At 47.2% G+C, this 25,900-nt stretch carries 29 protein-coding genes; 24 read left to right on the top strand and 5 right to left on the bottom strand.

Going from position 1 to position 25,900, the window contains the following annotated elements:
* Positions 1–9: 9 nt before the first annotated feature.
* From nifA to NAF29_RS12355, 3 genes are all read right to left on the bottom strand, one after another.
* Positions 10–1,563, bottom strand: coding sequence for a nif-specific transcriptional activator NifA (gene nifA, locus NAF29_RS12365; RefSeq protein WP_251261896.1), 1,554 nt, complete (start codon positions 1,561–1,563; stop codon positions 10–12).
* Complete coding sequence (nifL, locus tag NAF29_RS12360; protein ID WP_251261895.1) at positions 1,560–3,119, bottom strand: nitrogen fixation negative regulator NifL; 1,560 nt, start codon at positions 3,117–3,119, stop codon at positions 1,560–1,562. The genes nifA and nifL overlap by 4 nt, the downstream gene beginning before the upstream one ends.
* 74 nt (positions 3,120–3,193) lie before the next feature.
* Positions 3,194–3,352, bottom strand: coding sequence for a hypothetical protein (locus NAF29_RS12355; RefSeq protein ID WP_251261894.1), 159 nt, complete (start codon positions 3,350–3,352; stop codon positions 3,194–3,196).
* 71 nt (positions 3,353–3,423) lie between these two features.
* Here NAF29_RS12355 and rsxA point away from each other — a divergent pair, with 71 nt between their 5' ends.
* From rsxA to NAF29_RS12265, 18 genes are all read left to right on the top strand, one after another.
* Complete coding sequence (gene rsxA / locus NAF29_RS12350) at positions 3,424–4,002, top strand: electron transport complex subunit RsxA (RefSeq protein ID WP_251261893.1); 579 nt, start codon at positions 3,424–3,426, stop codon at positions 4,000–4,002.
* A gap of 11 nt (positions 4,003–4,013) precedes the next feature.
* Positions 4,014–4,544, top strand: a complete 531-nt coding sequence (locus NAF29_RS12345) for an RnfABCDGE type electron transport complex subunit B (protein WP_251261892.1) — start codon at positions 4,014–4,016, stop codon at positions 4,542–4,544.
* A gap of 9 nt (positions 4,545–4,553) precedes the next feature.
* The gene (gene rsxC / locus NAF29_RS12340) at positions 4,554–6,029 is read left to right on the top strand and encodes an electron transport complex subunit RsxC (RefSeq protein WP_251261891.1); all 1,476 of its coding nucleotides are present in this window, start codon (positions 4,554–4,556) and stop codon (positions 6,027–6,029) included.
* Between the two features lies 1 nt (position 6,030).
* Positions 6,031–7,029 (top strand): RnfABCDGE type electron transport complex subunit D, encoded by a 999-nt coding sequence (locus NAF29_RS12335; RefSeq protein ID WP_251261890.1) that lies wholly within the window; start codon positions 6,031–6,033, stop codon positions 7,027–7,029.
* A gap of 2 nt (positions 7,030–7,031) precedes the next feature.
* Positions 7,032–7,649 carry an electron transport complex subunit RsxG gene (gene rsxG / locus NAF29_RS12330; RefSeq protein WP_251261889.1) on the top strand — a complete coding sequence of 206 codons (618 nt, stop codon included), beginning with the start codon at positions 7,032–7,034 and terminating at the stop codon, positions 7,647–7,649.
* Positions 7,642–8,313: an electron transport complex subunit E gene (locus tag NAF29_RS12325; protein ID WP_251261887.1), complete on the top strand. Its 672-nt coding sequence runs from the start codon at positions 7,642–7,644 to the stop codon at positions 8,311–8,313. The genes rsxG and NAF29_RS12325 overlap by 8 nt, the downstream gene beginning before the upstream one ends.
* A complete protein-coding gene (locus tag NAF29_RS12320; RefSeq protein ID WP_251261886.1) occupies positions 8,304–8,567 on the top strand; it encodes an RnfH family protein in 264 nt (87 codons plus the stop codon). Before NAF29_RS12325 ends, NAF29_RS12320 begins: the two co-directional genes overlap by 10 nt.
* A 131-nt stretch (positions 8,568–8,698) precedes the next feature.
* On the top strand, positions 8,699–10,072 hold the full coding sequence (gene nifE / locus NAF29_RS12315) for a nitrogenase iron-molybdenum cofactor biosynthesis protein NifE (protein ID WP_251261885.1): 1,374 nt from the start codon (positions 8,699–8,701) through the stop codon (positions 10,070–10,072).
* A gap of 12 nt (positions 10,073–10,084) precedes the next feature.
* Positions 10,085–11,449, top strand: coding sequence for a nitrogenase iron-molybdenum cofactor biosynthesis protein NifN (gene nifN, locus NAF29_RS12310; protein ID WP_251261884.1), 1,365 nt, complete (start codon positions 10,085–10,087; stop codon positions 11,447–11,449).
* A 7-nt stretch (positions 11,450–11,456) separates the two neighbouring features.
* A complete protein-coding gene (locus NAF29_RS12305) occupies positions 11,457–11,903 on the top strand; it encodes a NifB/NifX family molybdenum-iron cluster-binding protein (protein WP_251261883.1) in 447 nt (148 codons plus the stop codon).
* 28 nt (positions 11,904–11,931) lie between these two features.
* Complete coding sequence (gene fdxB / locus NAF29_RS12300; RefSeq protein WP_251261882.1) at positions 11,932–12,231, top strand: ferredoxin III, nif-specific; 300 nt, start codon at positions 11,932–11,934, stop codon at positions 12,229–12,231.
* 7 nt (positions 12,232–12,238) lie between these two features.
* Positions 12,239–12,679 (top strand): SoxR reducing system RseC family protein, encoded by a 441-nt coding sequence (locus NAF29_RS12295; protein WP_251261881.1) that lies wholly within the window; start codon positions 12,239–12,241, stop codon positions 12,677–12,679.
* Positions 12,680–12,981: 302 nt separating this feature from the next.
* Positions 12,982–13,872 (top strand): Fe-S cluster assembly protein NifU, encoded by an 891-nt coding sequence (gene nifU, locus NAF29_RS12290; RefSeq protein WP_251261880.1) that lies wholly within the window; start codon positions 12,982–12,984, stop codon positions 13,870–13,872.
* Positions 13,869–15,074, top strand: coding sequence for a cysteine desulfurase NifS (gene nifS, locus NAF29_RS12285; protein WP_251261878.1), 1,206 nt, complete (start codon positions 13,869–13,871; stop codon positions 15,072–15,074). The genes nifU and nifS overlap by 4 nt, the downstream gene beginning before the upstream one ends.
* Positions 15,043–16,272 (top strand): homocitrate synthase, encoded by a 1,230-nt coding sequence (gene nifV / locus NAF29_RS12280; protein WP_251261876.1) that lies wholly within the window; start codon positions 15,043–15,045, stop codon positions 16,270–16,272. Before nifS ends, nifV begins: the two co-directional genes overlap by 32 nt.
* Positions 16,263–16,526 carry a nitrogenase-stabilizing/protective protein NifW gene (locus tag NAF29_RS12275; RefSeq protein WP_251261875.1) on the top strand — a complete coding sequence of 88 codons (264 nt, stop codon included), beginning with the start codon at positions 16,263–16,265 and terminating at the stop codon, positions 16,524–16,526. Before nifV ends, NAF29_RS12275 begins: the two co-directional genes overlap by 10 nt.
* An 8-nt stretch (positions 16,527–16,534) precedes the next feature.
* On the top strand, positions 16,535–16,972 hold the full coding sequence (locus NAF29_RS12270) for a nitrogen fixation protein NifZ (RefSeq protein ID WP_251261874.1): 438 nt from the start codon (positions 16,535–16,537) through the stop codon (positions 16,970–16,972).
* 21 nt (positions 16,973–16,993) lie between these two features.
* Positions 16,994–17,863, top strand: a complete 870-nt coding sequence (locus NAF29_RS12265) for a peptidylprolyl isomerase (protein WP_251261873.1) — start codon at positions 16,994–16,996, stop codon at positions 17,861–17,863.
* A 413-nt stretch (positions 17,864–18,276) separates the two neighbouring features.
* Here the strand turns inward: NAF29_RS12265 and NAF29_RS12260 are convergent, their stop codons facing one another.
* Positions 18,277–18,825, bottom strand: coding sequence for a flavodoxin (locus NAF29_RS12260; protein WP_251261872.1), 549 nt, complete (start codon positions 18,823–18,825; stop codon positions 18,277–18,279).
* Positions 18,826–19,159: 334 nt separating this feature from the next.
* On the opposite strand from NAF29_RS12260, the gene nifH reads away from it, so the two are divergent.
* From nifH to NAF29_RS12230, 6 genes are all read left to right on the top strand, one after another.
* Positions 19,160–20,038 carry a nitrogenase iron protein gene (gene nifH, locus NAF29_RS12255; protein ID WP_251261871.1) on the top strand — a complete coding sequence of 293 codons (879 nt, stop codon included), beginning with the start codon at positions 19,160–19,162 and terminating at the stop codon, positions 20,036–20,038.
* Positions 20,039–20,056: 18 nt separating this feature from the next.
* Complete coding sequence (nifD, locus tag NAF29_RS12250; protein ID WP_251261870.1) at positions 20,057–21,520, top strand: nitrogenase molybdenum-iron protein alpha chain; 1,464 nt, start codon at positions 20,057–20,059, stop codon at positions 21,518–21,520.
* Between the two features lie 77 nt (positions 21,521–21,597).
* A complete protein-coding gene (nifK, locus tag NAF29_RS12245; protein ID WP_251261869.1) occupies positions 21,598–23,166 on the top strand; it encodes a nitrogenase molybdenum-iron protein subunit beta in 1,569 nt (522 codons plus the stop codon).
* A 63-nt stretch (positions 23,167–23,229) separates the two neighbouring features.
* Positions 23,230–23,442 (top strand): putative nitrogen fixation protein NifT, encoded by a 213-nt coding sequence (gene nifT, locus NAF29_RS12240; RefSeq protein ID WP_251261868.1) that lies wholly within the window; start codon positions 23,230–23,232, stop codon positions 23,440–23,442.
* A 9-nt stretch (positions 23,443–23,451) separates the two neighbouring features.
* Positions 23,452–24,135 (top strand): NifB/NifX family molybdenum-iron cluster-binding protein, encoded by a 684-nt coding sequence (locus NAF29_RS12235; protein WP_251261866.1) that lies wholly within the window; start codon positions 23,452–23,454, stop codon positions 24,133–24,135.
* 1 nt (position 24,136) lies between these two features.
* The gene (locus NAF29_RS12230; protein ID WP_251261865.1) at positions 24,137–24,430 is read left to right on the top strand and encodes a hypothetical protein; all 294 of its coding nucleotides are present in this window, start codon (positions 24,137–24,139) and stop codon (positions 24,428–24,430) included.
* Between the two features lie 328 nt (positions 24,431–24,758).
* Here NAF29_RS12230 and NAF29_RS12225 read toward each other — a convergent pair whose 3' ends face one another.
* Entirely contained in the window at positions 24,759–25,889 is a 1,131-nt protein-coding gene (locus tag NAF29_RS12225; RefSeq protein WP_251261864.1) for a sodium ion-translocating decarboxylase subunit beta, read from the bottom strand.
* Between the last annotated feature and the right edge of the window lie 11 nt (positions 25,890–25,900).

Here is a 25,900-nt window from a genome sequence, read left to right as displayed (position 1 = left end):
GTCACAAAATTACATTTGTCGCACATTAATATTCATAGTCTGAATACGGTAGGCAATTTGTCTTGGGGTCATGTTCAGCAAACGCGCCGCTTTTGCTTGCACCCAACCGGCTTGTTCTAGTGCTGCAATCACACGTTCACGCTCATCCATCTCTCCATCCATATCCAAAGTGGTTGGCAGAGACCTTGTGTTTAAGCCTGATGCGGAAGATGAACGCTGCGCCGAAAAGTCTTCAATAACAATTAAGTCTTGGTCAATATTACCGCTTTCGCTCATGACCGAAGCGCGCTCAAGCAGGTTTTCCAGTTGACGCACATTACCTGGCCAGTGATATGACATTAAACGCCGGATAGCCCCATCGGTCAGTTTCAACGGGCGTTTCTGATGCTTACTGAGCTTGTCCACCAGGAAGGTTGCTAATTCAGGCAGATCCTCAATACGCTCACGTAAAGTGGGTAATTGAATAGGCATAACATTGAGCCGATAATAGAGATCTTCCCTGAATTTTCCGTCGCGAACATCGTCTTCTAAGTGGCGATTGGTGGCTGCGACAATGCGTACATCGACGCTAAGGCTTTGCGTTCCTCCTAACCGTTCAAACTCACCTTCTTGCAGCACACGTAACAACTTGGCTTGAAAGGCGGCAGATATTTCACCAATTTCATCCAAGAACAGAGTACCGCCATGAGCAGCTTCAAAACGTCCTTTTCGTTGCTTAGCAGCTCCGGTAAATGCGCCCTTTTCATGTCCAAACAGCTCAGACTCGAGCAGGTTGTCCGGCAGTGCCGCACAGTTTAATTTTACAAACGGGCCTTTGGCTCGTGGTGAGTTGTAATGGATGGCATTGGCGACCAGCTCTTTACCTGTGCCCGACTCTCCTCGAATCAGTACTGTACTGTCCCACTTAGAGACCAATCGGATCTGGTCAAACACTTTGCGCATTGGTTGAGTATGCCCCACCATATTATCCATATTGTAATTGGAGCGAACTTTGCGTTGTAACCGATCTCGTTGTTGCTGAAGGTCGTCTGTTTGTTCCTCAATACCCCGAGCTAACACCACATTGCGCGCAATCAAACTCCCGCACATTTCCAAAAAGCGGTTAAATGCAGATAACATAGTCGGGTTTGCAATAGCAGGCTGCGCTGCCAATACGCCAATCACATTGGCGTCGGCGCTGCGCAATGGTACGGCGATAAATGGCTTGCTCAAATCATACAGTGACAATTTATCAGCAAACCTTAATTCATCGGCTATCAGTGGGATCACCACGGGCTCTCCTTGTGCGAGAACTGCTCCAACAATGCCTTCACCAGTCTTGTATTTGATTGCCGCGTGCTGCGGTGCTTCATTAGGGCTGTACACAAAGTCGATTTCCAACATTGAATCTTGTTTGTCTACCAATGTGAGCATGCCATGCTCCAACAAGGCTTCTTCATGCAGGATTTTAAGCACTCGAGAGATAGTTTGCTGATAGTTAAGGCTATTCCCCAAGATGGCACAAACCTGATATAACGCGGCCAGTTGAATGTCTGCTAGGCTATCCGTTTCGCTAAATGTCATACGGCCCCCTTCTCTCTCAACGGTAGGTTAACCTGCACTCGGCATCCCCCCCTTTGATTGCTTGAGAACTCAACGATGCCGCCGTGCTCGCTCACGACTTGCTGTACGATGCACAAACCGATACCTCGAGAACCTTCACTATGGTCGGGTTTAGTGGAGTAAAGTGGTTGAAACACCTTTAACCTCAGATCAGAACTGATCCCCGGCCCAGTATCATCAATGCTGACTTGAATTTCACCATCCAGCAAAGATGTACTGATAATGATTTCCCGCAGCGTTGATTTGGAGAAATCAATCGCCTCAATCGCGTTATCGATCAGTTGCTTAATGGCCACACGCAAACGAGCAGGTTTACCGTTAATTGCGGGTAAGGTACCGGTCAATGCGAGACGAAAGGAGATTGAACGCTGCAGCATGCGTTCAGAAGTCATCATCGACAATTCATGGACTATCTGATTCAAATTAACCGATGTCTTAGCTTCATGTGGGCGCTCTGGGCGAGCATCTCGAAGCTGTTGTAATGCGTTTTTTCCGGCATCCAATGCTATGGACATGGCTTCAATTCCGCTGCAGGTTTGATTATGCCCATTCAGCATGTTCACAGCAGACTCGATCATATTCACCGGCGCTTGCATCTGATGAATAACTGCGTGCACCGTTTCCTGCATTGCGTGCAGACGCTCAGATTCAGCCGTTGAATATTGCAATTCTGCCAGTCGCCTTTTCTCTGTTTGCCGGTGAGACTGAGTGACATCTGCAACAGTCAGCACGGTGTAATCTCTGGTCTTGGGAGCAAAAAAGTCATCGACTTCTGAATCATTCATTTCTAAGTTGCTAAGTCGGCAGGAAAACCACCGCTGATACTCTGCGGTCTTCAATTCAACCACAATCTGAGTACGTTCTCGAAAATAGCCTTTGTCGATACTTTCCGTTTCCGCAATACCTAGTTGAAGTTTGATTTGATTCAATAGAAGCGGCGCAGGCTCTTCACCGATATCACTGGCAAGCGTTTTGTATGCTAGGTTGTCCATCACTACACGCTGTTTATCATCTAACAGGGCGATACCTGTGTGCACAGTGTTAAACACGCCTTGCAACAGCTTTCCGCGGTTGGATAGCTCAGTTTGACGGGCAAAGCGCTCGCTAACATCACGTTGAATGCCCATGTAATAGGTGTGAGTAGCATCTGTGTCAATCAGTGGTGCGATGCTAACCTCCGCAAGGTAACGTTCTCCGTTTTTACGACGATTGACCAAGTTTCCACTCCAGGCATTACCTGCCTGAATGGTCTCCCACAGCTCCCGATATACCTCTACTGGCGTGGTTTTAAATGACAGCACAGAGTGGTTTTTATTTTCAATCTCACTCTGTGAATAGCCAGTTATCTCGCAAAAATGTTTATTGACATAGAGAATCTGGGCGGTTGAGTCTGTGATTGAAATACCTACCGGTGCTTGTTCAACAATCTGTGAAAAATGGGCTATAGAGAACTTTCCCGCAACAATTGACTGTTGACCGGCTTCAATTAATGAGTTTGAAATTTGACTGTTTTCCATGCGTCCCTACTGAATCAACACTTCTAAAGCTTAAGCTGCTGCAAAAAATGTTCCTGCTTCACGAATTAAACAGATCAGGGGCTTACGGCTACATCTTTGTTTGATTTACGACAACTTATGTCTTTTTTGTTGGCTTGATTGTCGTAAACCGGCCCCGATTGGCCCCCCCCTCCTTTCTCTCGTTGAGCAGAAAAGTCGCGCCAAAACAGGGCTACCGCCCAAATGAAGGTCATTCCACCACTCTGGCACAACGCCTGCAGTCGCCATTAATCAAGTTCTACTAACGATGCTGAGGCTTAAATATATGAGTGAACATTTATTGATCATCATTGGTACTGCGGTCGTCAACAATGTGGTACTTGCCAAGTTTCTCGGCTTATGCCCGTTTATGGGCGTGTCAGGTAAAGTCGACAGCGCGGTAGGCATGGGGCTGGCCACGACTTTTGTGTTGGTCATAGCGTGTATTGCTGCTTGGCTGATTGAACGTGCAATCTTGATTCCTTTCAATCTGCAAACGTTGCGGATCTTGTCGTTTATTTTAGTCATAGCTGCAGTGGTTCAGTTCACTGAGTTATTTATTCAGAAAATGTCTCCGTCTTTGTATCAAACACTGGGCATTTTTTTACCTTTGATTACCACCAATTGTGCTGTGTTAGGGGTGGCCTTATTGGTGGTACAGGAACAAATGAGTTTCTCTCAGTCCATTTTTTATGCTTTTGGTTCAGCATTGGGGTTCAGTTTAGTCATAGTGCTATTTGCCGGAATGCGACAGCGCCTGAAATTAGCAAATGTACCTTCGGCTTGGCAAGGCAGCCCTATCGCTTTTGTTACCGCAGGCCTGTTGAGCATGGCTTTTATGGGCTTTGCTGGGCTGGTCAAGTAAGGAGATAACGTATGTGGAACATTCTAATTTCGCTCCTGGTTTTTTTAGTCTTAGGCTCCAGTCTTGGTGCTTTACTTGGTTGGGCAGCAAAAGTCTTTGCCGTCCAAGGCGATCCACGTGTGGATGAAATAACAGACCTACTTCCTGGAGGCCAGTGTGGCCAGTGTGGCGAAGCCGGTTGCAAACAAGCTGCAGAGGCGATGGTCGCAGGGCGGCTGACTGCAGAGTGTTGTCCTCCGGGGGGGCGTGCGCTGGCACACTCCATCGCGAAAATCCTTGGTGTTAGCCTCGGTGAAAGTAAGGATACAGGTCCATTAGTGGCTTACATTGATGAATCACAGTGCAGTGGTTGCACCCGCTGCTTTAAGGCGTGCCCATTCGACGCCATTATCGGCACCAATAAGCAAATGCATACCGTAATTGCATCGGTATGCACCGGTTGTGGTTTATGTGAAAAGGCCTGCCCACAAGACTGCCTGAGCATGATACCAGTAAGCAGCTCGGCAACCAGTTGGCAATGGCCAAACCCTCGAGTGGCGTAGGAGTTCAAGATGATAACAATGCTTAAACGACCATTCCCAGGCGGTATTCACCCAGATGGTCACAAAGACCTTACCGCCCATAACAAAATCAGAAAAGACATTAAGCCAAAACGTCTTTTTCTCAGCTTGCAGCAGCGCAATGGAACGATATTAAGACCTCTAGTTGGGGTGGGCGAGAGTGTTGGTAAAGGCCAGCTGTTAGCCAAGGGGATCAGTGATATGTGTGTGCCATTGCACTCACCCGTGAATGGCATTGTAGAGGATATTAAACAGCATGTTACTGCACACCCTTCAGGGTTGAAATGTAAAACACTGGTGATTAAATCCAACGACAATCCTCTATGGGCTGTGGCATATCCTCCATGCAATGTGACCAAACTGAGTCCACAGGAAATGCTGCAACGGGTTCTAGATGCGGGTATTGTCGGCTTGGGCGGTGCTGGATTCCCCAGTGGTATAAAGCTGCGACTGGCCCGCCAAAAGAAAATTCATACCTTGTTGATTAACGGCGGCGAGTGCGAACCTTACATAACCTGTGACGACCGTTTAATGCAAGAGAGCGCCGCCGACATCGTTGCCGGTGTCGACATCATGTTAACCATCACAGGGGCAAAGCAGGCAATCATTGCCATTGAAGATAACAAACCCAGCAGTATCGAGGTTATCAAAACAGCATGCGATCACCTTGATACGATCTCTGTTCAAGCCGTGCCTAGCCTTTACCCTATGGGTTCCGAGCGTCACCTAGTAAAAGCCGTAACCGGTCGACTCATTCCGCCGGGTCAACTCAGTGTCGCCTTGGGCATTTTGGTTCACAATGTAGCAACCGCAAAATCGGTCTATCACGCCGTGAGTTATCGGCGACCTTTAATTGATCGGGTCATCACCATCTCTGGTGGCGGAATCGAACAACCAGGCAATTTTGTGGTCCCCATTGGCACGCCTATTGCCGATTTATTGGGGGCCGCAGGCGGCCTTAAAGTGAATGCAGAAAGGTTGATTGCTGGTGGCCCCATGATGGGACAGATCATCAGATCAACTTTTGCCCCAGTCGATAAAAGTATTGGCGCTGTACTCGCTCTGTCTGACACGGAGGTAAAGCCTCAACAGAGCCATGAATGTGTCCGCTGTGGCCGTTGCGTCACAGCCTGCCCTATGGGTCTTATGCCTTTTCAAATGGCATCCCACACGCGCATCAGTGATTTTGAAGGTGCACAGGACTACGGTATCGACCATTGCCTTCTCTGCGGAGCTTGCGCATACGTTTGTCCGTCGCGGATCCCACTCACGCAGTATTTTCATCACGCCAAAGGGGCAATTAATGCAATTCGGCAAATGGCGAACAAGTCAACCGTGACCAGAAAGCTCGCCGTTGCTCGATCAGATCGCCTTGAAAAAGAAGCCGAAGCGAAAAAAGCAGCCAAGGCAGCAAAAACAGCCAAGCGCCGGCGTCCTGCCCGCCGAGCAAAAGAAAAGGAGGTGTAGTATGAAATATCACCCGGTTGCCAGTCCGCACACGCATGGGGGAAACTCCACCACAACGATTATGTATCTGGTTGTCGCAGCTTTGCTGCCTACCACTTTTTATGGCATCTATTGCTATGGTTTTTCTGCTGCGACAACAATCATCGTCGCTATCGCCGTCGCACTCATTTGCGAATGGGTGTGTTTGCTGCTGCTAAATCGCAAACGCCATGCAGTCTTTGATGGCTCAGCCATCCTTACCGCGCTGCTTCTTGCGTTAAGTTTGCCTCCTGACTCACCCGTCTGGTTAGTCGCCATAGGAGCGACATTTGCGATAGTTATTGGCAAACAGGTATACGGAGGCTTGGGTCAGAACCTATTTAACCCTGCGATGCTGGCACGGGTGATGCTGCTCATATGTTTTCCAATTGAAATGACTGATTGGACAGCCATTGCAGCACCTCAACTTGTCGATGGAAACCTAGTCTTTAGTCAGGCATGGCTGGGTGTTGATGCTATTTCTTCCGCCACTCCGTTGGCTTCTGATAGCGATCCCTTTACCCCAATGCAACTTTTCAATGGCTATCACGCTTCAAGCATAGGAGAAGGCAATTCACTGTTAATCTTACTTGGAGGCCTATTTCTCATTGGCAAAGGCGTCATTCGCTATGTGCTGCCACTGGCGGTAATCGCCGGTGTTGTTATTCCCGCAGCTGTATTCCACCTTATTTGGCCTGAAAGCTACCTGTCACCATTGCAGCATGTGTTCAGTGGAGCGCTCATGCTCACCGCGTTTTTTATTGCCACTGATATGGTGACGTCACCGACCAGTATCAAAGGGCAGTGGGTGTTTGGTCTTGGTGTGGGAACCATCACCTGGCTGATCCGAAGTTTTGGTAATTATCCAGAAGGAGCGGCATTTGCCGTGTTGATCATGAATTCAGCAACACCACTTATTGATCACTATTTACGCCCAAGGATCTTTGGCAGCGAAAAACCTTTGTTACACAGAGGAGGGTGAGTATGTCTGTGACTGCATCTAAAAAAGATAATATAACTTACTCGTCGCTGTTGCTGGGGCTTGCAGCACTCGCGGCGGCAGCACTATTGCTGATAGTAGGAGCGGCAACAGAAACCACCATTAAGACCAACAATCGCATGGATCAGTTGGAAGGCTTTAATCAGGTTATTGCTTCAGACAGCTATGCTAATGACCTTATTACAGACGTGACCCACATTCAGCTGGATTCTAATTCTTATGCGGTGCACCGCGCGATGGATAACAATGGAAAGCCGGTTGGCTGGGCTATTGTTACCCATGCACAAGGATACGCTGGCCCCATCAAACTGCTAATCGGTGTTGACACAAGCAATACCATTTTAGGCGTGCGGGTATTAAGTCACAGCGAGACGCCAGGTCTAGGGGATAAAATCGAGCTGGCAAAAGCCGAGTGGATCTTGTCCTTTGACCAACAATCTTTGTCTACCTTGACGAAAACACAATGGGCGGTGAAAAAGGATGGCGGTAGCTTTGATCAATTCACTGGCGCAACAATCACTCCAAGAGCAATAGTTCATCAGGTGCATACCGTGCTAACGCTCATCTCTCAAGGTCAACTAGTGGAACGGGAAAATGAGTAAATTTAAGCATATTTGGCAAGATGGCCTTTGGAGCAATAATGTTGTACTCGCACAGAGTCTCGCCCTTTGCCCATTGCTTGCAGTAACATCCAGCGCCACCAATGGTTTAGGGCTAGGATTGGCAACACTATTTGTGATGCTTGGGGCAAACCTGCTCAGTGCCCTGCTTAATCCAATTATCAATAGAGCGGTTCGCATACCCGTGAACATTTTAATGATTGCCACATTGGTCACCATTACCGATTTGTTGTTAAACGCCTATCTTCACAGCCTTCACAAAGTGCTCGGCCTGTTTATTCCATTGATTGTCACCAATTGCGCCATTCTGGGCCGAGTAGAAGCCTATGCCAGCAAACACTCGGTGCTACCCGCAACAATTGATGCCTTAGCAATGGGATTGGGGTTTCTTTGGGTATTGGTTGTACTAGGAGGGATCCGAGAAGTCATTGGTGCCGGAACGCTGTTCGCCGACGCGGATTTGCTATTGGGCAGCACATTCTCTTTTCTGCAAATTACTATTATTCCCGAATATCGCGGTTATTTGCTGGTTATTCTGCCACCTGGTGGCTTTTTAGTCCTCGGCGCTATTCTGGCAGCACAGCGGGTTTTGCAAACAAAATGGCAACACCCCAGTAAAGCGCTTGGAGGTGAAACATGCGCGTAAGTGTGGCTTATGCTTTACCCGACGATCAATGGTGGTTGGATGTGGAAGTTCCACAGGGTGCAACAGCGTTCGAAGCAATAAATAAAAGTGGCATTCTTGATATACATCGAGATATCAAGCTAGACCAACAAAAAATCGGCATCTTTGGTCGTCCGATCACTCAAGACACATTGTTGTGCGAAGGAGACCGGGTAGAAATCTACCGCCAAACAACTTGGACACCCGCTCCAGACGACGAGGATGAAGATGACTAACAATGTAATCTGTCCTTCATTGTCGCAAAACCGACAAAGCTACCCCCTTTAAAAACAAGGCCTGCAGGCAGGAATGATGCTTGCAACAGGTTATGCAGTAGCTCATATGAGTCGCACTAAAGGGGAAAGTAATGCGCAATGTTGAATTAGCAGAATTGATAGATGAGCCGGCATGTGAGCACAACAAAGGTGAAAAAAGTGGCTGTAGTCGCCCTACGCCGGGAGCCACAGCGGGCGGTTGCGCCTTTGATGGCGCACAGATTTCGTTGTTTCCCATTGCCGATGTGGCACATATCGTTCACGGCCCAATCGCTTGTGCAGGCAATTCGTGGAACAACCGAGGCACGCACGCGAATGGGCGTGAGCTTTTTCGTTATGGTTTTACTACGGATCTCAATGAGCAGGACGTCATTATGGGGCGGTCAGAAAAGCGCTTGCTGCATGCCATTCGGACGGTTGTAGAAAAGCACGCGCCCCCTGCTGTTTTTGTTTACACAACCTGTATTCCCGCTCTAGAAGGCGATGACGTTGCAGCCATCTGTAAACTGGCCCAGGATAAGTGGTCTATTCCCGTTATCATGGTTGATTCGGCGGGATTCTATGGCAGTAAAAATCTAGGAAACCGCATTGCCGGTGAGGTCATAATTGACCAGGTTGTCGGTACTGCCGAGCCCTCTCAAAAGCCTATGATGCTGCATCGACCAGAACAACCTGTACATGACATTGTGCTCATCGGTGAATACAACATAGCCGGTGAGTTCTGGTATGTCGCTCCACTGTTTGCGGAGTTGGGATATCGTATTTTATGCACCCTATCCGGCGACAGCCAGTTTCATCAAATTCAGACCATGCACCGCGCACAAGCATCCATGGTGGTGTGTTCCCGAGCTCAGATTAATGTCGCTCGTAAACTTCAGCAGTCGTGGGATATCCCTTGGTTTGAAGGCTCATTTTACAGTATGGCGGAAACGTCCAGCGCGCTGCGTCAATTTGCATCTTTGATTGGCGATCCCGTATTGGTAGAGCACACTGAAGCGATTATTAAGCGTGAGGAAGCCAAGGTTAGAGCAGCATTAGCTATCTATAAAAAATCCCTAAAAGGCAAAAAAGCAGTGCTGTATACCGGTGGCGTCAAAGCATGGTCAATCGTATTGGCTCTGAGTGAACTGGGGATTGAAACCGTTGCGACCGGCACGAAAAAATCCACTGAAGCAGACAAGGCCAAAATCGAACAAATAATGGGCACTGACGCCATTATGTTAGACGAAGGTGGTGCCGGATTAATTAAAGTCGTCGAAGAAAACAACGCCGACTTTCTTATCGCGGGAGGACGTAACCAATACACTGCACTGAAGGCAAGATTGCCTTTTGTGGATGTGAATCAAGAACGTGTACATGCTTACGCAGGCTATCGGGGAATGCTTAATTTTGCGCGTGAAATACATCGAACTTTGAACAGTCCGGTATGGCAGCGGGTTCGCTCCAATGCTCCTTGGGAAAAGTAGGAAATTATCACTATGACGACCATCATCAAAACCAATCGTGCGTTAGCCGAAAGGCCCATTAAAACCAGTCAGGCTACGGGTGCTGCACTGGCAGCAATGGGGTTAGCTGATTGCATCCCGCTAATGCATGGCTCTCAAGGCTGCGGCGCATTTTCTAAGGTCTATTTGATCCAGCATTTTCGCGAGCCCATGCCGTTTCAAAATACCGCTGTCGATCATATTTCAGCTGTCATGGGGTCAGACAAAAACGTCATCGAGGCCCTCGCTCTTCTTTGCCAAAAGCATCAACCTGCATTGATCACGTTAATGACAACGGGCTTAACCGAGCTTCAAGGCTGTGATATTCGCCTTAATATCAAGGAGTTTCGAGAGGCATTTCCCGAATTCTCCAACATAGATGTTATCGCGGTCAATACGCCGGATTTCATCGGAAGTATGCAAAGCGGGTTTGCCGCTGTTGTCGATTCGTTATTGAAACAGATATTGCCCCCTGCAACTTCGATAAAACAAGTCAGTAATCGGATTACTGTACTGGGTACTTCTGCAATGACGCCCGCTGATGTAGCGCTGATTAAAGACTATGTCGCAGCTTTTGAGCTAGAGGTGATTTTTGTTCCAGATTTATCTTTATCGCTGGATGGGCACCTTGCAGTCGAAAGTTTTTCGCCCACCAGTACCGGTGGTGCGAGCACACAGGCTATCCGCACAATTCCCTCCAGCAAAGCGTGTTTGTCGGTTGGGCAATCAATGTTCGGCAGCGCAAATTGGCTGGCGGATCAATTCGGCATTGAACACATTCATTTTGAACACCTGATAGGTATGGATGCGACCGACGAATTGCTATTGCAACTAAGTCGTTTATCCGGAAAGCCTGTACCGGAGCGACTGGGTCGGCAACGTATGCGCCTGCAAGACTGCCTGCTCGACGTGCACTTTAGTCTGAGCGGCTGTTCGATGGCAATCGCCGCAGAAAGTGATCTTGTTGCTGGTTTCGCTGCGATCTGCAAAGAGGTAGGCATCTCCATACTCCTAGCAGTCTCCCCCTCTATCGCAAAAGCAAGTGAATTAGAAGCAGTGGAAAAATGGCTGCAGGGTGATTTAAGCGATCTCGACGCAGTGATGAATAATATTGAGTTACTGATTGGCAATACCCATTGCGCGCAATTTTACGAACATTTAGTGCCCGTATTGCGGGCCGGTTTTCCCTGCCACGATCGTTTTGGCAATTCTGATCGATTGTTTTGCGGGTATGAAGGAGCAAGAACTATTTTGTTTGAAATGGCAAATTTAGTGATGTCAAACCACAAGCCTGAAGTGGCCAGTTTCAAAAGTCCTTATCGTGAATATAAAGAGTCACAATCGCTTGAACAGCAATGAGGAAGAAATGAATTCAACACATCAACTTTCACTTGTTTACTCGCCGGAACAGCAGGCCGTGATCACTGCCGCTTTTGCCAGTTCAGATAGACAAACGGTGGATCAGCATTTTGGCAACGCAACTCAGTTTTTGGTGTACAGCCTTATTAAAAACGATTGGCAGTTACTGCAAATCCTGAGACTTGAGTCTCCCCATGGTGGACATAGTGAGAACAAGATAAATCAACGCATTGCATTACTAAAAGACACCAATAGAGTCGTTTGCAATGCGGTTGGCGGCTCTGCAATGCGCAGTCTGATGCGTGCAGGTATAACACCACTCACCGTACCTAACGGCGTAAGTATTCAACCTATTTTGGTTGAATTGAAAAGTCAGGCGGCTCTAGTGAAGCCAGCAAAAAGTCAATTGAACCGCGCGGAGCGCCTTGCATCCATGCTCGATGAGAAATGGTAAAAATTTAACAACAAACCAGGACAAAGTGATGACATCAAATTATTTAGGGACCACCCGTGGCGGTGAACAATGGGAACCGCAATTTGTTACCTCAATCAATCAAGACACCTGCATTGGTTGTGGCCGTTGCTACAAAGTATGTTCACGTGATGTGTTTGACTTGATAGAGCGGGAAATAGATGATGAAGATGAAGATTTTGATGATTACGACGATGATGTCGTAATGGTCATGGCGCTTGCAAATGAAGCGGATTGTATCGGCTGTGGATCATGCTCAAAAGTCTGCCCCAAGAGCTGTCATGGGCATACACCTGCAATGCAACTTTAGCTCTGTTATGGCAAAAATTATTGCAAACTGGCAGCACAACAGTAACGGCAAGCTTGAGCTTACTGCCAGTCGCAAAGGTCAATGTGCAGGGTGCCAACATGAAAAAAGCTGTGCACTGCAGTTTCAACCAAACAAACCTTTCTTGTTGAAAGCTACATCGCCTACAGAAAAAGCGGGCAGCGCTGCAGAGGTGTCTTGTCCAGACAAGCTATTACTGAATTATCAGGCCATATTGTATATGCCAACACTACTCGCTTTGTTGTTACTTGCGGTGATTAGCGCATTGCCCCACACACAACACTTGTCTCCTATTTTTATTACGGCTATCGCGTTTGGTTTACTTTCTTTGTCAACACTGCTCACCAAACTGCTGCTAGCTAGAAAAGTTCGTCATTGGCGCCAGCAGATCTCACTGAAACACGTTGTACCAAACAGCAAACTCAACTGACAGCATTTCTTCACGAAAAGACAATTGCGCAGCGGTATTGAGAATTGCAGCTTCGATTTTGTCTCTTTTGTTAGGTTTGCTACAGAACTCTGTGGTTTGTAGCGCTTTTTCTTTTTGTCGCAAAAACGACAACACCCCGAATTTATTGGCCTGCAGATGATTTTTAATCACGGCACCACACTTGCAGCATGGAGTTAAGCGGTGGTTGTTGAGAATGGGTGCTGCGCCCCAAATAGCCGGTTCCCACCGAGTAGCATCCGTTCTCAATAACCACTGCACACTGACTAAGAGGGGCAAATTATATGTGGGATTATTCAGATAAAGTAAAAGAACACTTCTTTTCGCCGCGCAATGCCAAAGCGGTAGCAGCGGCCAATGCAACAGGTGATGTTGGCTCACTATCGTGTGGTGATGCTTTGCGACTCACCCTTAAAATCAATGATGACAGTGAGATTATCGAGGATGCGGGCTTTCAAACATTTGGCTGCGGTTCCGCCATTGCATCATCGTCTGCACTAACAGAAATGATCAAAGGCAAAACCATAGAGCAGGCTATGGCGGTGTCCAATCAGGATATTGCGGATTATCTGGATGGTTTACCTCCAGAAAAGATGCATTGTTCAGTCATGGGAATGGAAGCGCTTCATGCTGCTATTGCCAGTTATCGTGGTGAGCAGTTAGAGGATGATCACGAAGAAGGGGAATTAATCTGCAAGTGTTTTGCGATTGATGATGAATTAATAAAAAGGGTGGTCAGTCAAAACAAACTGAACACCCTGGAACAGGTTGTTCAGTACACAAAAGCCGGGGGAGCCTGTTCTACCTGTCACGAAAAAATAGAGTGGGTGCTTGAAGACATTTTAGCGGCCGAAGGACGTGAACCAGGTGAAAGTAGCGGAAAATGTGTTGCGGTAGAAAACACCAAGAAACGGACAACAGTGCAACGTATCAAGGTCATTGAGCAGGTGCTTGATGACGTTCGTCCCGGTATTCGAGCGGATGGTGGCGACATTCAATTGAGCGATGTTGAAGACGACATGGTGTTTGTCTCCATGACAGGCGCGTGCAGTGGTTGTGGTATGGCGGGGGCAACGCTGGCGATGGTTGAGCAACACCTTAGTGAAGCCCTAGACGAGGAGATAACTGTTTATCCTGTGGGTCACCAGAATCATTTAGTAGGAGGCGTCGCATGAACCCGTTCAATGCCTATCTCGATAATAATGCGACAACCAAGGTAGCACCAGAAGTAGTTGACGCGATGATGCCATTTTTAACTGAACATTATGGCAACCCTTCTTCCATCCACAGTTTCGGTCACGAAGTGGGCAAGGCCATTGAAAAAGCCCGTGGGCAAGTGCAGTCCCTTTTGGGAGCGCAGCACAGTTCTGAAATTGTGTTTACCTCTTGCGCAACGGAAGCCACGAATACCGCAATCTTGTCCGCGATCGAGGCCTTTCCTGCAAAAAAAGAAATTGTGACCTCAGTTGTTGAGCATCCAGCAACTTTGCAGCTTTGCCAAATGTTAGAAAGAAAAGGCTACACCATTCATTACATAGGTGTAGATAGAAACGGTCGTCTTGACCTTAATGCTTATGCCAATGCACTGAACACTGAAACAGCTATTGTCAGTATTCAATGGGCAAATAATGAGACCGGAACCCTGTTTCCGATTAAACAACTTGCCGCTTTAGCTAATGAACACGGCATTCTGTTTCACTGTGATGCCGTGCAGGTGGCCGGGAAAATTCCTTTCAATGTCAAAGAAACTGCAATCGATTTTCTGTCAATTTCTGGCCATAAGTTTCATGCACCTAAAGGGATTGGCGCGCTCTATATAAGACGCGGGACGAAGTTTCGCCCGATGCTAAGAGGCGGCCATCAGGAGCGTGGGCGACGCGCAGGAACCGAAAATGCAGTAGGCATCATTGCTATGGGTAAGTCAGCAGAATTGGCAGAACAATCCACTATAACTGACACGGCGCGTATCACACTGATGCGTAACCGACTTGAACAAAGCTTGATTGCAAAGATCCCTAACTGTTTTGTCACCGGGGATCGCGCTAATCGCGTGCCGAACACCAGTACTATCGCGTTTGAATATGTTGAAGGCGAAGCAATATTACTCATGCTTAACCAGTTAGGGATTGCAGCCAGCAGCGGCTCCGCGTGCACATCCGGCTCCCTTGAGCCATCACATGTCATGCGGGCAATGGATATCCCTTATACCGCTGCGCATGGGGCAATCCGATTCTCGCTTTCCCGTTTCAATCAGGAACAACATATCGACGCAGTGTTACAGCACCTACCAAGTATCATTAAAAAGTTAAGATTGATGTCTCCTTACTGGCAACCGGATGAAAACAATGTCAATCAGTTTGAGCCAGCATTTACCTAGCCATTCAGCATATAAGAGACAAGGTGGCAGGATGATTATCAATGACACGACACTCAGAGATGGTGAACAAACTGCAGGAGTGGCTTTTTCACTGCGAGAAAAAATCGATATAGCAACACGTTTGCAAAGTGCGGGGATTCCAGAGCTCGAGGTTGGTATCCCCGCAATGAGCGCCAGAGAAAGAGACGGTATTCAGGCGATCACGACTACGTTAAAGACGACTCAATCGATGGGCTGGTGTCGGATGCTGGAAAGCGATATCAGCCATTGCAAGGGTCTAGGGCTAGACTGGGTCGATCTCTCATTACCGGTGTCAATACAACAGCGCAAGAGCAAGCTCAGAATGAGCGAGGACAACATGCTGCAAACGATAAAACCAGCAGTTGAGCAAGCAAAAAATCTCGGGCTCAGGGTTTGTATTGGGATGGAAGACGCCTCCAGAGCTGAACTTGATACCATCGCCAAGGTGGCTGAACTGGCCGCCACCTATGGAGCTGATCGATTACGTTATGCTGATACCACGGGCATTATGGAGCCACTGAGCGCGTTTCATCGCTTCAAGCAGGTGCGCACATTGACTGACTTACAGTTGGAAATACACGCCCACAATGACCTTGGTTTGGCAACGGCCAATTCACTGGTGGCGCTAAAGGCCGGGTTTGACTCTGTTAATACCACGGTCAATGGCTTGGGAGAGCGCGCTGGTAATGCCGCATTGGAAGAACTGCTTCTGGCGACTCATGTTCAACCTGAATTTAGCGTAATGAATTGTCACTCAGATATTCAGCTAGAACATTTACCAGAAATTGCTGCGCTGGTCGCCCGCTATTCTGGGCGACAATTGTCACCACAAAAATGTGTTGTTGGCGATTCCGTCTTCACTCACGAAAGTGGCTTGCACCTGGATGGATTGCGCAAAGACAAGCGCAATTATCAAAATTTTGATCCGGAAATATTAGGCAGGCAGCACACGTTGGTTTTAGGCAAGTACAGCGGTCAAAAAGCCATTAAACAGCGTTTTGCTGCATTGGGAATTTCCCTTCAACAAAGTGCCTTGGACAACATTCAGGAACAGTTGGTGAGTTGGGCTGAAATTAACAAGCGCAGCCCTAATGAAAGTGACTTATTGGGCTTTTGGCAAAACAGCATTGCTCAAACAACGAAACAACATACAGGGGTGCTTGCTGGATGGAACTAGACGCTTTATTGGAAGACCTGAACAGCGCAGAGGCGTTCTTAGAAGCCTTTGAGGTGCAATACGACGCAGAGTTTCTTAAACACAAACGAGTACAGTTACTGCGCCTGTTTCGCAAAAATCTTGAATGGTTTGATGTCCCGCATAGTCGGGACGACTATCAAACGGCACTCACCAAGGCCTATTGCCTGTTACAGCGAGGCGAATCTATGGCGCTCAATGCCAGCAAATGTGGGCAGTGCAACGATTGTCATTAGGAGAGATTATGCAACTACCGAAATACGAATATGGTGCCAAGGTTCGCTTAGTCAAGAACATACGCAGCGATGGCACAGTAGAAAATGCAGCAAAAGGCGTATTGCTTATGCGCCGTGGCACTGCTGGCTACGTCAGGCAATCGGGCTTTTTCCAGCAGGATACCATTGTGTATCAGGTCCACTTTATTGAGCAAAACACCCTCATTGGCTGCAAGGAAAGCGAGCTTATCTCAGCCCTTGAGCCATGGGTGGATAATCAATTCGAGTACGGCGACTCTGCAAGGCTTAATCTGAGCCTGTCAATGGGAGGCCAGGTTATCGCCGAAAAGAACGATTTAGTATCAGTGCTGGGTGTAAACAGGGAAGACGTCAGTGCAATTTGTTACCGAATTCAGGTTAATGGCCAAGACGTCGATGTACCTGAGCGAGCGCTGGCTTCCTGCTAGCCTTATGTAGAGGAAAGAATTATGGCAGCGATCAAATCCAAAGATGTCCAGGACAATGATGAACGTTATCAGGCCTTGTCTCACTATTTAGCCATGCGACTGAGCATGAATAAATTTGCCAAAGTTAGAAGTGAACTTGATGAATCGCAAGAGTTGCAATTACAAAAGGTGCTCAACAATTCGCTTAAACTGCACAAAGCAGTGTTATCCTCCTCTGAGGCCAGCCAGGTACACCTTTCAAACAGTCAAACAAGCGCAGTATTTTTAGAATTAGTCCAGCGCTTTCCTAGTCGCTCGGATTTTGAAGCAACCCTAGCTGAGAACAAACTAACTGAAATTAGTTTGAAACAGGCACTGCAATTAGAAAACCTCAGTCAAAAAACCCTAGAATTTGCGGCAAAGGATATCGAGCATTTTAGCGAGTCTGATGCCTATCACTACTATCAACACCAAGCTGACAAGTTTAAGCAGCCTGAGCGTCGACGAGCCTCACATATCCTGATCACCATAAACCCAGAGTTTGCCGAAAACACCAAAGAAGCAGCTTTAAAAAGAATACAAGACTTGTTAGAGGTAGCACAGATCCACAATTTTGCTGATTTAGCTCGTCGCCACTCAGAGTGTCCAACAGCGATGCACGGTGGTGAGCTTGGATTAGTTGAAGCTAAAACCTTGCACCCGGAACTAGATGCCATACTATTTAAGATGAGTCCGAACAGCCTTTCAGAGGTGATTGAAAGTGAAGCAGGCTTTCATTTACTGATGTGCCAATCCGTCGAGGTTCAGCATTTAGTACCTTTTGAGCAAGCGAAACCTAAAATCATCGAACAACACACGCAACTGCGACAAAAAAGAAAGCAGAAAGCATGGATTGCCAGCCTTTTGGGCTAGCTGTATCAATTGCAATTGAGCTCACTCAACTTTCTATCGTAAAGCTGTTACTGGGACATCAAAAAAGCCGGAGGAGCCTCAATCGAGGCTCAGTTTTTAGCGAGTACTTCGACACGTTAATTATGATTGGCTGGGCCCCAAAATGTAGGGGCGACTTATCCGACTAGCTTACTTTAATAACACGCTTAACGTCACCCTCTTCGAAGGGTTTCACTGTTTTATACCCCTTTCGCTAGATGGCATGATTATTCCCATCAGTGCTGAGCAATTGACCAAATAACGAGCAAAGAGATCGAAGATTCCCTTGGTCACCCGCAATTACGACAGAATCACTTGGTAAGCAAGGGACGAGAAAACTCTACTTTTGACGTCAATTATTTTTCAGGAGTATAACCATACCAAGGGTTCGTTTATTAGGCTGGCAGCGCTTCAAGTTCCATTTCAGCCAGGACTTGTTCGACCCATTGTGAAACTCGTGCTGCATTTTTGTCACTTTGGTTATCATTGTCGATCACCAAACCAACAAACTCTTCGCCGTCTTCTGCGCAACTTGCTTCATATTCATAGCCTTCAACAGACCAACGACCTAGCATTTCAGCCCCCGTCTCAGCAACTGCGTCGTAAAGCTCACCCAGCGCATCAACGAATTCGTTTGGATAATTGACCTGATCACCCAATCCAAATAGTGCGACCTTCTTCCCGGTCAGATCCAGTTCTTCGAAGTTATCCATGTATTCCTCCCAACTGTCTGTCTGACAATCCGAGCTTAGACCGGGCAACTGCCCTTCCCCGAGCGTCGGTGTACCGAGAATAAGGTATTCATATGCGGTTAGCGCATCGGGTTCAGCACGATTAATATTCAGCGGCTTAGCAGCCAGCTCTCCTAACTCTTTAGCAATTAGTTTTGAAATTTTGCGTGTGGTACCCGTATCAGTACCGAAAAAGATTCCAATTTTGCTCATGGTTTCACTCCAAGTTGTTTAGCCCACACAGTTGTATTGCAACTTTTTTGCCAAAAGAGAAATCTAGATAACTCATTGTCCTAAAAACAAAAAAAACTAAAGTCGCATTGTTTGCCTTGAACAATTGTTCGGTTTGCTACACAACAAAGAAAGCGACCATGAGTGTCGCACTCGCGACATTTGTCACGTCTGCATCCTACAAAGACACCGACACGCTGCCCCCACTTAAAAAATAAAACCCATAAAAACAGTAACATAGAATTATCAATGGGTTGGTCTGATTTTCGCAACTAAGCAGTTGGGAACCGTCATCCAACATTCGGAGACAAGAATTATGACAATACGTCAATGTGCAATTTACGGTAAGGGTGGAATTGGAAAGTCCACAACAACACAGAATCTGGTCGCAGCGTTAGCCGAGGCTGGGCAAAAGGTCATGATCATTGGTTGCGACCCGAAAGCCGACTCGACGCGCTTGATCCTTCATGCCAAAGCGCAAAACACCATTATGGAAATGGCTGCTGAGGCTGGTTCAGTAGAGGATTTGGAACTCGAAGATGTACTTAAAATCGGTTATGGAGACGTGCGTTGTGTCGAATCCGGAGGTCCGGAACCAGGCGTGGGTTGTGCAGGTCGTGGTGTAATCACGGCAATCAACTTCCTCGAAGAAGAAGGCGCCTACGAGGAAGATCTGGACTTTGTTTTTTATGATGTATTAGGCGACGTGGTATGCGGTGGGTTTGCAATGCCAATTCGCGAAAACAAAGCTCAGGAAATCTACATCGTTGTGTCAGGTGAAATGATGGCGATGTATGCCGCAAACAACATTTCTAAAGGTATTTGTAAATACGCCGCTACCGGCAGCGTCCGTCTCGCTGGCTTGATCTGTAACTCCCGTAAATGTGATAGGGAAGATGAATTGATTGAAGCACTTGCTGCCAAGATTGGTACACAGATGATCCACTTTGTTCCTCGCGACAATGTCGTGCAACAAGCTGAGATCCGTCGCATGACGGTCATTGAATACAATTCTAAATGTAATCAGGCAAACGAATACCGCGCACTCGCGCAAAAGATCATTGCTAACAAACTGTTTGTCGTCCCTGAACCCGTAACAATGGATGAGTTGGAAGACTTGCTAATGGAATTCGGCATTATGGAAGCAGAGGATGAATCCATCATTGGTCAAACTGTCGACGAAGTGGTCGCTTAATGTGTTGAGGATACTGTTATGACAGACAAAACAGAAATACAGGCTGTTATCGATGAGGTGCTCGAGGTTTATCCAGCGAAAGCCAAAAAAGACCGAACAAAGCACCTGGCGAAAAGCAGTTCAGAAGCGCAGGGTTCGAAATGCGTCACGGCTAACCGTAAATCCCTGCCTGGGGTTATGACCGCCCGAGGCTGTGCCTATGCGGGTTCAAAAGGGGTGGTATGGGGCCCAATCAAGGACATGATACATATTTCCCACGGTCCCGTAGGTTGTGGTCAATATTCCCGAGCCGGTCGACGTAACTATTATGTTGGTATGACCGGGGTAAATAGCTTTGGCACCATGAACTTTACCTCCGATTTTCAGGAGCGGGACATCGTCTTCGGCGGTGACAAAAAGCTCAACGCGATGATCGACGAAATTGAAACACTGTTTCCTCTAAACAAAGGCATTTCAATTCAATCAGAGTGCCCTGTTGGTCTGATCGGTGATGACATTGAAGCAGTGGCAAAAATAAAAGGCGCAGAAATTGGCAAAACCATCGTGCCGGTGCGTTGCGAAGGTTTCCGTGGAGTCAGCCAATCATTGGGCCACCACATTGCCAATGACACCATACGTGATTATGTGCTGGATAAGTCAGAAGGCAAGGCATTTGAAGCCGGTCAATACGATGTTGCAATTTTGGGTGATTACAATATCGGTGGTGATGCCTGGTCCTCACGTATATTGCTTGAAGAGATTGGCTTGCGCGTCGTTGCACAATGGTCTGGCGATGGCACCCTGCCCGAAATGGAAAACACACCGAAAGTAAAACTGAACCTAGTGCATTGTTACCGCTCAATGAACTACATCTCTCGTCATATGGAAGAGAAATACGGTATTCCGTGGATGGAGTACAACCTGTTTGGGCCAACCAAATGCGAAGAGTCATTGCGCAAGATCGCCGCCTTCTTTGATGAGTCAATTCAGGCCAAAACAGAGCAGGTCATTGCAAAATACCGCGCTCAATGGCAGCCCATTGTGGATAAGTTCAAGCCACGTCTTCAAGGCAAAAAAGTCATGCTTTACGTCGGTGGTTTACGCCCCCGCCACGTGATTGGTGCCTATGAAGACTTAGGTATGGAAATCGTGGGGACGGGTTACGAGTTTGCGCATAATGACGACTACACCAAAACCACTCCGGAAGTAAAAGAGTCAACGCTGATTTATGACGACGTAACAGGATATGAGTTGGAAGCGTTCGCGGAAAAAATCAAACCGGATCTTATCGGTGCCGGGGTGAAAGAGAAATACATCTTCCAGAAAATGGGAATTCCTTTCAGACAAATGCACAGTTGGGACTATTCAGGCCCTTATCACGGCTTTGATGGTTTTGCTATTTTTGCCCGCGATATGGACATGACCCTTAACAATCCTTGCTGGGACAAATTAGTGGCCCCTTGGAAAAAAGTCAGTGAAACCGAACTGGCGCAGAGTGCTTAATTTTTTGCGGCTGACAGATTCAGCCAACTAACAATCACCCGTTTGTTCACGTATGAGTGGCGCGGGGAGGAGATGTTATGAGTCAAGATGTAGAAAATATCGAACCTGGATATTCGCTATTTAAACAGACCGAATATCAAGACATGATGGCCCGCAAACTCGAGTTTGAAGAAGGTCATGATGCCGAAAAAGTTAAACAAGTATTCGAGTGGACCACCACCGAAGAGTACAAAGAGAAAAACTTCGAACGCAAAAACCTAACCATTAATCCGGCTAAGGCTTGTCAGCCGCTAGGCTCAGTTTTATGTGGATTGGGTTTTGAGAACACACTGCCGTATGTGCATGGTTCTCAGGGCTGTGTCGCATATTTCCGCACCTATTTTAATCGTCATTTTAAAGAGCCCGTAGCCTGTGTATCTGATTCTATGACCGAAGATGCGGCTGTATTCGGTGGCCAAAAAAATATGTTTGATGGGCTGGAAAATGCTCTTGCACTCTACAAGCCAGATGCTATCGCTGTGTCGACTACCTGTATGGCGGAAGTCATTGGTGACGACCTCAATGCCTTTATAGGTAATGCAAAAGCGGAGGGATATATTCCAAAAGATTTCCCTACACCTTTTGCCCATACGCCGAGCTTCGTGGGCAGTCACACCACGGGCTGGGACAATATGTTCGAAGGCTTTGCACGCTATTTCACCCTCAAAGAAATGGACAACAAAGAAGTCGGCAGTAATGGCAAGATAAATCTTGTTCCGGGATTCGAAACCTATTTGGGTAACTACCGAGTGATTCATCGCATGATGCAAGAGATGGGAGTGGAATACAGCCTGCTATCCGACCCATCAGAAGTGCTGGATACTCCGGCTGATGGCGAGTACCGCATGTATGCGGGCGGCACGCCATTGAATGAAATGAAAGATGCACCGAATGCAAAAACCACTGTATTACTGCAGCCTGATCATCTCGTGAAAACTAAAAAGTTTGTCGAAGGTACCTGGGGTCACACTGTCCCTAAGCTGAACATTCCCATGGGGTTGGACTTCACCGACGACTTTTTGATGGAAATCGCTGCACTTTCCGGTAAACCCATTGCCGCATCGCTGGAAAAAGAGCGGGGTCGTTTGGTTGATATGATGACCGATTCACATACGTGGTTACACGGAGTGAGCTTTTCAATCTATGGCGATCCGGACTATCTGTACGGCCTGACCAAATTCTTGCAAGAATTGGGGTGTGAAATTAAACACCTGTTATGTAACAACGCCAATAAACGCTGGGGTAAAAAAATAAAGGCACTGCTTGAGCAATGCCCCAGCACCGAAAATGCAGAAGTCCATGTAGGTAAAGATCTCTGGCATTTCCGTTCGTTGGTGTTCACAGACAAGCCGGACTTTATCATCGGCAATTCTTACGCAAAGTTTATTCAACGGGATACAAAGGAGAAAGGTGAGGAATTTCAAGTTCCCCTTATTCGATTAGGATTCCCAATCTTCGATCGTCACCATCTACACCGCAACACTACTTTAGGTTATGAAGGCGCTATGTACATGTTGACAACGTTGGTCAACGCAGTGCTAGAAAAGCTCGACAGCGATGGGCGTGTGATGGGCAAAACTGACTATTCATACGACTTGGTCCGTTAACCACGCGAGTAACCCAGTCGAACTGGCTGGGTTACTCCATTTACTCAGCATAAAGGTGAAACAGTGCCAAATGTAATGATCCGCGATGAAGGCAACGGCAAATTAAGCTGTTATATCGCCAAGAAAGATCAGGAAGAAGCCGTCACTTCCCTAGAATTTAATCAACCAGACAAGTGGGGGGGAAAGATCGATCTAGCAGACGGCTCTTCTTGGAAAATAGAGCCCTTAGATAAAGCCCCCAAATTGCCTATCACCTTGCGTGCTCGCAGAGCTTAAGAGGATTTTATGACACAATATGCCCCCATCGACGAGAGTATGGCGTTACGTCTGGGAATGGCCGCAAAAGCCTTACCTGAACTGCCACTTCAACAATTTATTCAGTGTTTATTAAAAGCGCTGGACGCGCCACTAACGGAAAAAAAACTGCGTTCCCTGAGCCCCAAAAGCATATATAAAATACTCTCTTCGGAATATCAGGGCGTAGAGAAAGGACAGGCTAATCAAGTTTTTGCAATGTTAACCAGTGACACTGTGCAGACATTAGATGGGCCCGTTGTAAAACACCCCCAGCTGTTAGCTGGGAAAAAATTGAGATTGGCGGTCACATCAAATAACCAGGAATTGATAGACGGTCATTTTGGCAGCTGTCTGCGCACGCTAATATACGAGATTAATGCTGACGGTTGGCACTTGGTCGACGTTCGCCCTGTGGACTGTACCGAGTCAGGCAGCAAGCGCACTGACTATATGGTTGATTTAATAAGCGACTGTGACCTGCTTGCCACTCTATCAATAGGTGGGCCTGCCGCAGCCAAAGTGACTCGGGCAAACATTCATCCACTAAAGAGAATCGAGCCTTGTCAAAGTGACATGCTATTGAAGGAGCTTAAAGCAGTCATTGCAGGGGATCCACCACCATGGATAACAAAAATATTGGATAGCAGCGTTAACAACCAGGGACTTACGTGACATGCAAAGCACAACTGAAATGACATGTCTGGACGAGTCGACTATTGAAAAAATAACGGAATTCGTCGAAGCGAGAGGGTGTCGCGAAGTCATTCGGCCTCGCCTACTCGAACATTGGCCTCAATTCCGGTTTATTTTTTGTAGTGAAGACGACATGGAAGACAAGACAGCTTACAAAGAATACAAAGGGTTTTCGGTATTTCTGATGGCTGCTGGCATGGGGTGTGCGCGTTTGACCCACACTCCGCAGCAGGCGATTGGGCTCATTATTGCTGAGCATGAGACCGAGTGGTAACGGTTCGGAGAATCCGCCTATGAAGCGATTCTTTGGAAGTTTAAAAACTGAATCGGAGCCAAAAAATCGTGACAGTCGCCATCGCGCTCCGTCCAACCCGCGAGCTGGACATTCAAAACATATCTACCTTGATCGTAGCCATCCACAGAGATCGCTCTAGCGTTCAGCAAATTTCCTTCTACCGCCACATTTTGCTCCTACTTCCCAAAATCAAGAAGGACCGTTAATGTTAGCCCTCAGCGTTACCCAGTAAAAATCGCCCATAAAAAAACCGGAGACATGGCTCCGGCTTTATCTGCGTTGAACACGACGAATAACGCCGCTTGCATTAACCTACAAGTGCAAGCAATACACCGGCAGCCACCGCTGAGCCTAATACACCCGCTACGTTCGGTCCCATTGCATGCATCAACAAGAAGTTATGTTGATTTGATTCTAAACCAACCTTGTTCACCACTCGCGCGGCCATTGGTACCGCTGAAACACCAGCTGCTCCAATGAGGGGGTTAATTTTACCTCCGCTTAAGCGGCTCATTAACTTCGCCATCAATACGCCTGATGCAGTACCAATAGAGAAAGCAACAGCACCGAGCAGTAAAATACCGAGAGTTTCAACCGTCAAAAACTTATCTGCTGACAATTTTGAACCGACAGCTAAGCCCAACATGATGGTAACGATGTTGATAATTTCATTTTGAGCGGCTTTAGATAAACGATCCACCACGCCCGATTCACGCATCAAGTTACCTAAGCAGAACATTCCAACCAATGGTGTGGCTGCCGGTAAAAACAAGATGGCTAAAGACAGCACTGCCAATGGAAATACAATTTTTTCTTTACGCGAAACTGCGCGTAATTGTCCCATTGGAATTTGGCGCTCTTTCTCACTGGTTAACGCGCGCATAATCGGCGGTTGAATGATTGGAACTAATGCCATGTATGAGTAGGCTGCAACCGCAATTGCTCCCAATAAATCTGGCGCTAATCGCGAGGCCACAAAAATAGCTGTGGGGCCGTCTGCACCACCAATAATGGCGATTGCTGCTGCATCTTGAATTGAGAACTCAAAACCAGGGATCAGGTTCAGCAAGATAGCGCCAAACAGAGTGGCGAAAATACCAAACTGAGCCGCAGCGCCTAACAATAAGGTACGAGGATTGGCAATTAACGCGCCAAAGTCAGTCAGCGCGCCCACACCCATAAAGATCAAAAGCGGGAATACCCCAGTCTCAACACCAATATGGAAAATGTAATATAAAATTCCGCCTTCATCGTTAAAGCCGGCATTTGGGATATTGGCCAATACAGCACCAAAACCAATGGGCAATAACAATAACGGTTCAAACTTTTTAGCAATCGCTAGGTATAATAATATCAAGCCAACGCAGACCATTCCGATCTGCCCTGGTGTGAAATTAGCTATACCTGTTTCTTGCCATAGTAAGGTCAAGCCTTCCATTCAAAAAACTC

The sequence above is a fragment of the Echinimonas agarilytica genome (assembly GCF_023703465.1).
GTDB lineage: Bacteria > Pseudomonadota > Gammaproteobacteria > Enterobacterales > Neiellaceae > Echinimonas > Echinimonas agarilytica.
Note: the sequence above shows the minus strand (reverse complement) of the source record. Positions and strands in the feature narration are given on the sequence as shown.

Coding starts and splice junctions, on each gene's coding strand:
- nifA (WP_251261896.1), bottom strand. CDS start 1,563: ATGACATTTAGCGAAACGGATAGCCTAGCAGACATTCAACTGGCCGCG.
- nifL (WP_251261895.1), bottom strand. CDS start 3,119: ATGGAAAACAGTCAAATTTCAAACTCATTAATTGAAGCCGGTCAACAG.
- NAF29_RS12355 (WP_251261894.1), bottom strand. CDS start 3,352: ATGACCTTCATTTGGGCGGTAGCCCTGTTTTGGCGCGACTTTTCTGCT.
- rsxA (WP_251261893.1), top strand. CDS start 3,424: ATGAGTGAACATTTATTGATCATCATTGGTACTGCGGTCGTCAACAAT.
- NAF29_RS12345 (WP_251261892.1), top strand. CDS start 4,014: ATGTGGAACATTCTAATTTCGCTCCTGGTTTTTTTAGTCTTAGGCTCC.
- rsxC (WP_251261891.1), top strand. CDS start 4,554: ATGATAACAATGCTTAAACGACCATTCCCAGGCGGTATTCACCCAGAT.
- NAF29_RS12335 (WP_251261890.1), top strand. CDS start 6,031: ATGAAATATCACCCGGTTGCCAGTCCGCACACGCATGGGGGAAACTCC.
- rsxG (WP_251261889.1), top strand. CDS start 7,032: ATGTCTGTGACTGCATCTAAAAAAGATAATATAACTTACTCGTCGCTG.
- NAF29_RS12325 (WP_251261887.1), top strand. CDS start 7,642: ATGAGTAAATTTAAGCATATTTGGCAAGATGGCCTTTGGAGCAATAAT.
- NAF29_RS12320 (WP_251261886.1), top strand. CDS start 8,304: ATGCGCGTAAGTGTGGCTTATGCTTTACCCGACGATCAATGGTGGTTG.
- nifE (WP_251261885.1), top strand. CDS start 8,699: ATGCGCAATGTTGAATTAGCAGAATTGATAGATGAGCCGGCATGTGAG.
- nifN (WP_251261884.1), top strand. CDS start 10,085: ATGACGACCATCATCAAAACCAATCGTGCGTTAGCCGAAAGGCCCATT.
- NAF29_RS12305 (WP_251261883.1), top strand. CDS start 11,457: ATGAATTCAACACATCAACTTTCACTTGTTTACTCGCCGGAACAGCAG.
- fdxB (WP_251261882.1), top strand. CDS start 11,932: ATGACATCAAATTATTTAGGGACCACCCGTGGCGGTGAACAATGGGAA.
- NAF29_RS12295 (WP_251261881.1), top strand. CDS start 12,239: ATGGCAAAAATTATTGCAAACTGGCAGCACAACAGTAACGGCAAGCTT.
- nifU (WP_251261880.1), top strand. CDS start 12,982: ATGTGGGATTATTCAGATAAAGTAAAAGAACACTTCTTTTCGCCGCGC.
- nifS (WP_251261878.1), top strand. CDS start 13,869: ATGAACCCGTTCAATGCCTATCTCGATAATAATGCGACAACCAAGGTA.
- nifV (WP_251261876.1), top strand. CDS start 15,043: ATGTCAATCAGTTTGAGCCAGCATTTACCTAGCCATTCAGCATATAAG.
- NAF29_RS12275 (WP_251261875.1), top strand. CDS start 16,263: ATGGAACTAGACGCTTTATTGGAAGACCTGAACAGCGCAGAGGCGTTC.
- NAF29_RS12270 (WP_251261874.1), top strand. CDS start 16,535: ATGCAACTACCGAAATACGAATATGGTGCCAAGGTTCGCTTAGTCAAG.
- NAF29_RS12265 (WP_251261873.1), top strand. CDS start 16,994: ATGGCAGCGATCAAATCCAAAGATGTCCAGGACAATGATGAACGTTAT.
- NAF29_RS12260 (WP_251261872.1), bottom strand. CDS start 18,825: ATGAGCAAAATTGGAATCTTTTTCGGTACTGATACGGGTACCACACGC.
- nifH (WP_251261871.1), top strand. CDS start 19,160: ATGACAATACGTCAATGTGCAATTTACGGTAAGGGTGGAATTGGAAAG.
- nifD (WP_251261870.1), top strand. CDS start 20,057: ATGACAGACAAAACAGAAATACAGGCTGTTATCGATGAGGTGCTCGAG.
- nifK (WP_251261869.1), top strand. CDS start 21,598: ATGAGTCAAGATGTAGAAAATATCGAACCTGGATATTCGCTATTTAAA.
- NAF29_RS12235 (WP_251261866.1), top strand. CDS start 23,452: ATGACACAATATGCCCCCATCGACGAGAGTATGGCGTTACGTCTGGGA.
- NAF29_RS12230 (WP_251261865.1), top strand. CDS start 24,137: ATGCAAAGCACAACTGAAATGACATGTCTGGACGAGTCGACTATTGAA.
- NAF29_RS12225 (WP_251261864.1), bottom strand. CDS start 25,889: ATGGAAGGCTTGACCTTACTATGGCAAGAAACAGGTATAGCTAATTTC.